Annotated in this window: 9 protein-coding genes; 1 reads left to right on the top strand and 8 read right to left on the bottom strand. The window is 64.4% G+C overall.

The window, feature by feature from the left end; translation table 11 throughout:
• Positions 1-8 precede the first annotated feature (8 nt).
• From WAW17_RS16770 to mhuD, 8 genes are all read right to left on the bottom strand, one after another.
• Complete coding sequence (locus WAW17_RS16770) at positions 9-344, bottom strand: ScnB (protein ID WP_422334076.1); 336 nt, start codon at positions 342-344, stop codon at positions 9-11.
• Positions 341-1,030: a thiocyanate hydrolase subunit gamma gene (gene scnC / locus WAW17_RS16765; protein WP_422334075.1), complete on the bottom strand. Its 690-nt coding sequence runs from the start codon at positions 1,028-1,030 to the stop codon at positions 341-343. The genes WAW17_RS16770 and scnC overlap by 4 nt, the downstream gene beginning before the upstream one ends.
• Positions 1,027-1,332 carry an SH3-like domain-containing protein gene (locus tag WAW17_RS16760; RefSeq protein WP_422334074.1) on the bottom strand — a complete coding sequence of 102 codons (306 nt, stop codon included), beginning with the start codon at positions 1,330-1,332 and terminating at the stop codon, positions 1,027-1,029. The genes scnC and WAW17_RS16760 overlap by 4 nt, the downstream gene beginning before the upstream one ends.
• Complete coding sequence (locus WAW17_RS16755; RefSeq protein WP_422334073.1) at positions 1,329-1,757, bottom strand: hypothetical protein; 429 nt, start codon at positions 1,755-1,757, stop codon at positions 1,329-1,331. The genes WAW17_RS16760 and WAW17_RS16755 overlap by 4 nt, the downstream gene beginning before the upstream one ends.
• Positions 1,758-1,771: 14 nt before the next feature.
• On the bottom strand, positions 1,772-1,966 hold the full coding sequence (locus WAW17_RS16750) for a CbtB domain-containing protein (RefSeq protein ID WP_422334072.1): 195 nt from the start codon (positions 1,964-1,966) through the stop codon (positions 1,772-1,774).
• 321 nt (positions 1,967-2,287) lie between these two features.
• On the bottom strand, positions 2,288-3,070 hold the full coding sequence (locus tag WAW17_RS16745) for a CbtA family protein (protein WP_422334071.1): 783 nt from the start codon (positions 3,068-3,070) through the stop codon (positions 2,288-2,290).
• Positions 3,061-3,255, bottom strand: a complete 195-nt coding sequence (locus WAW17_RS16740; protein ID WP_422334070.1) for a CbtB domain-containing protein — start codon at positions 3,253-3,255, stop codon at positions 3,061-3,063. Before WAW17_RS16740 ends, WAW17_RS16745 begins: the two co-directional genes overlap by 10 nt.
• Positions 3,256-3,431: 176 nt before the next feature.
• Complete coding sequence (gene mhuD, locus WAW17_RS16735) at positions 3,432-3,743, bottom strand: mycobilin-forming heme oxygenase MhuD (RefSeq protein ID WP_422334069.1); 312 nt, start codon at positions 3,741-3,743, stop codon at positions 3,432-3,434.
• Positions 3,744-3,780: 37 nt separating this feature from the next.
• Between mhuD and WAW17_RS16730 the strand changes: the two genes are divergently transcribed.
• The gene (locus WAW17_RS16730) at positions 3,781-4,533 is read left to right on the top strand and encodes an alpha/beta fold hydrolase (RefSeq protein ID WP_422334077.1); all 753 of its coding nucleotides are present in this window, start codon (positions 3,781-3,783) and stop codon (positions 4,531-4,533) included.
• Positions 4,534-4,594 lie beyond the last annotated feature (61 nt).

The following is a 4,594-nucleotide window of genomic DNA, read 5'->3' as shown; positions in this document are numbered from 1 at the left end:
GGGGAGCGTCACCGACGGTTGAACCGCGCGCGCACCTCTTCCATCTTGGCCTGCAGTTCGTCCGGGCTGATGATTCCCTTGTCGATCAGCGCGTGCGCGGTGGCCACCACCGAACGCGCGCGAACGGGAAAGTCGCTGTATACGGTTTCGCCGAGTGTGTCTTCGGTGCGGCGTCTGTCGAGATTGTCCCAGGCTCCGCGCCAGGACAGGCATTCGGCGGTGGCCTGCATGCTCGACTCCCAAGGGTCGGGCTTGCGGTCGAGATCCGGGAGCGTGATGTCGTCTCTGGTCGTGGCCGGTGTCAAGGTGTCGAGGATGACGTCGTAGCCTTTGTCGGCCGTCATGGCGTGCCTCCTCCGCTGCCCGTCGGGGGTGTTGTGGCGGTCCAGTCGACCTGCGGCACGGCCACGCCGATCATGGTGTCCCGGGTGACTATCGAGGCGAGTTGTTCCTCGGTCCAGCCCTCGGTCCCGTCGGGACGCATCGGCATCACCATGAATCGCGACTTCTGATTCGAATCATGCACGCGCACTTCCACATCCGGTGGAAAATGCAAACCGAACTCGGCGATCACCTCGCGGGGCCATCGAACCATTCGCCGCCGGTAGTTGGGTGTCCGGTACCAGTCGGGTGACATGCCGAGCACGGGGCGCGGATAGCAGGAGCACAAGGTGCAGACGATGACGTTGTGTACCTTCGGTGTGTTCTCCAGGACGTAGAAGTACGTGTAGTCGCTGGGCGTTCCCGATCCCGTCGGATCTCGCCAGTCGATTCCCACTTCCTTGCAGGTCTCGGTGCCGTCGGCGAGCAGGCGTTGCTTGAACTCGGGATCCACCCACGCCTTGGCGACAAGCCTCGAACCGCCCGAAGGCCCTACGGATTCGGCCCATTCGGAGAATCGGCGGTGATCTTCGCGCGAAAACAGTCCGTGCTCGATCGAGAGTTCCCTGATGGCGGTTTCGAGGATCTCGAACTCGCTGATTTCCTCGGACGCCTGGATCGGCGCATGGTCGTCGTGCGAATGTGTCATGTCTCCGCCCCTCCCGCATCCGCCGGCTCGAGCCAGCGCTCGGAACATTCGGTTTCCAGAGTGTCGATCTCGAATCCTGTGTAGCGGGGCCACAGTTCGGTCTGCTTGAACCGCACCACGTAGAACGGTTCTCTCCGCCCGTCGTCGACACGCCCCCACGCCTCGTCCTCCGGGATGACCCATTCGGGCCGGTGTTCGACGACCACTCCCGTGTGCCCTCGGATGAACGCCTGCGTGCGGGTGTGGAACATCGACGTCGCATCCTTCACCGTGACGCGGTCGCCGATCCGGAATTTCGTCATGACTGTTCTCCACTCGCCCGGCGCCGGACCTCGTCTATCTTGGCGGAGAGTTCGTCCGGTGTGATGAGGCCCTTGTTGATCAGGGTCTTGGCGGCCACCGTGATCCAGCGAGCGTAGTACGGCAGCCCGAAGTAAAGGGTCGCGCCCAGATCGTTCTCGGCTCGTCGGCGCTCCTCGGAGTTCCAGACACCACGCCATCCCAGGCATTCACAGGTGACGTAGGTGCTCATCTCCCAGTCTTCTTCGACCTTCTCCTCGTATGCGACCGGGAGTGCAGGCTGACCCCCGACGTCGTGAAGAACGTGCCGCAGGGCATCGAAGGAGGAATTGGAGATCCGATAGGGCGAATCCATTACGACATGGTGAGCGGGAAGGTACTCGGCCACCTGGTTCGCGTGCGCTTCGAATTCGGCAGGAGAGGTCATCGTCGGCTCCGGATCTAGTGACAGGGGAGTCCCAGCAGGTGGCGGCCGTCGTGCATCAATTCGTGGAGGTACATGCCGCTCCGGGAGATTGCTCCCTGGTCGAATCCGACCAGATAGAGAGTGAGCAGGGCGAGCAGGACGACGCCGAATGCAACGAGCGTGAGCCCGAGTGATTCGATGGATCTCCTCGGTGATGAGACGTAAACCATCAGTGGCCCCTTGGGTGTTCGGCTCCCATGAATGCGCACCCGCCGAACAAGGGCACTGCGAGGGCATTGCGGAGACGCCCCACGATCAGCGGCACGACCATTTCGACGTTACCCCTGTCGTCTCGATCCGAGCACTGCGCCGGCCGGTCGAAGACGGAGCTTGTAAATGGACCGTGAGAGACCAAGACAACGCGAGGACCGAACGGCCCAGAGGCCGGAGACGTGACGCGCTACGAGGGTCGGTTGAGGGTGCCGGCGAAAGGCGGGTGATTCACCGGTGGGTCTGGACCGAGTGTTGGAATCCGCCGGCAACCAGCCGAATCAGGCCACCGCGGTCGTCGTCGACGTCTTCGATCGCGCGGCGCGCTCGGTGAGGAATGCGAATGCCACACCGAGTGCGAGCCACAGGGCTGCCTGGGTCGCGAACGAGGAGAGCCTGAACTCCCACAGCAGCACCGGCGGGAAGTCGTTGCCCACCTCGTTGACAGAGGGGAGAACGAGATAACCGATGGTGACCACGACGAGGAACGCGGCGACCGGTGCGGCGATCCGCACCGACAGGAATTCCTGAGCGGCGACTGCCTTTGCCGCGAAGACCGAGGCCACGACGCCGAGCAGACCCAGAGCGACAGCGGCGAGCCACAGCCAGGTGCGCTCATTGATCGTGTCCGGGTCACCGACCGCGGGCGGGTTGGCGGGGTACTTGAAGAAGGGCACGGCCTCGATGGCAAGCCATCCGAGTCCGGCCGTTGCCAAGGCGAGCAGCGGACCCGCCAGGGTTGTCACCCGCCGGGCGTAGTTGATCACCACAGAGACGATGGCGCCGAGGGCCAAGCCGGCCAGCGTCGTCGCGAGGAACAGGCCGAACCGTTGGCCGTCCCTGCTGACCAGGGCGTCTTCGTCGCCATGGGAGTGGCCGCCCGCCGCCGACTCGGTGGCCTCGTGCGAATGCTCGGGCCCGCCCGCGGCTTCCTCGAGTGCGATGGCCGAGTCGATGTGCGGTTCACCGAGGACGAAGGCGACGCCGCCGGCGAGGATGCCCGCGATCAGTCCGGCGAGCAGTCCGCGGATGAGGAGTTTCGCGAAGGATTCTGTCAGTGGCATGGGAGACCCAGGAGGTGGCGGCCGTCATGCATCAGTTCATGCATGTACATGCCGCTGCGCGAGACCGCGCCCTGGTCGAATCCCACAATGTAGAGGGCAAGCATCGCGAACAGAACGATCGCGAAAGAGATGACGGCAAGCCTGGTCGAATCGACCGAAGAGCCGGGTGCGTAAACGAGTGCCATGGTTCCTCCTGGGATTTCGCGTCCCTTAGATCCAGGCGATGGCCACAGTGTCTGGCTGAGTACAGTGGCGCGACCGCTCCGGAGTTCTACCGGATTCCTGCCGACCATCGCTATTGTCCTGCGAACTTTCGCACTCGGCCTACGGCCGTGTCAATCCCCGGGTCGGCCCTCGGGGTTCAGCTCTTGGCGGCTGCGACGTCGAGTACTACCTCGAACTCGAGCAACGACGCTCCGGATGCGACGGGCTTCTGCCGCTCACCGGCGTGCGCTTCACGGGCCGGACCGTCCCGCCACGCCGTGAATGCTTCCTCGTTCTCCCACTGGGTGACGACGAAGTAGCGGTTCTCGCCCTTGACCGGGCGCAACAACTGGAAGCCCAGGAAGCCTGGGGAGTTCTCCACGGCGTGCGCGCGCGCCGCGAAGCGCTTTTCGAGTTCGGGGCCTGCGCCCTCCGGGATTTCGATTGCGTTGATCTTTACCACTGCCATGCGGGGGAGATTACTCCGCTAGCGTCGAGTTGTGGTGTTGCATGCGAGCGCTGTGCGCGACGAGGGCGGGGACGGACGTCCCATTCTGCTGTTACACGGTCTGATGGGCAGCGCGAGGACGTGGCGCCGGCACGTTCCGTGGTTGCGCGAGCACGGCCACGTCTACACGTTCGACGCCGCCGGGCATGGACGACCTGCACCCGAACGGCTGTCGACGGAAGCCTTCGTGGACGATCTCGCCGCCGCGCTCGTGCCGCTCACCGAGCCTTGTGTGGTGATCGGCCATTCGATGGGCGCCCTGCACGCGTGGTGTCTCGCCGCCGCATTCCCGGAGAAGGTTTCGGCTCTGGTGCTCGAGGACATGGCCCCGGATTTCCGGGGCCGGACCGCCGATGACTGGGCGGCGATGGTCTCGGACTGGCCCCAGCCGTTCCCGTCTCGTCGGGCCGTCCTCGACTTCTTCGGACCCGTTGCGGGACAGTACTTTCTGGATTCCTTCCAGGAACGGGCCGACGGATGGTATCTGCACGGCGACGTCGCCACCTTCCGTGACATCTCACAGGAGTGGGGCACCCGGCACTTCTGGAACCAGTGGGCGGCGGTCACCGTTCCGGCGCTGCTCATCGAGGGGGAATTCACCATCACTCCGGAAGGTCAGATGCGGGAGATGGCGGATCGGCGCCGGGGTGCCCGATACGTACGTATCGAACAGGCGGGACATCTCGTCCACGACGATCAGCCCGAGCGGTACCGGGAAGTGGTGGAAGAGTTCCTGGACGGGCTGAACTGAGCGACTGCTCGGCCTCCGGTAGTGGGATGGGAACAAGGTCGATCCGGGTGCGGGGGAAGTA

It is taken from the genome of Rhodococcus sp. (in: high G+C Gram-positive bacteria) (assembly GCF_049286785.1).
Lineage (GTDB): Bacteria > Actinomycetota > Actinomycetes > Mycobacteriales > Mycobacteriaceae > Rhodococcus_F.
The sequence above is the reverse complement of the archived record's forward strand: the minus strand, read 5'-3'. Positions and strand labels throughout refer to the sequence as shown.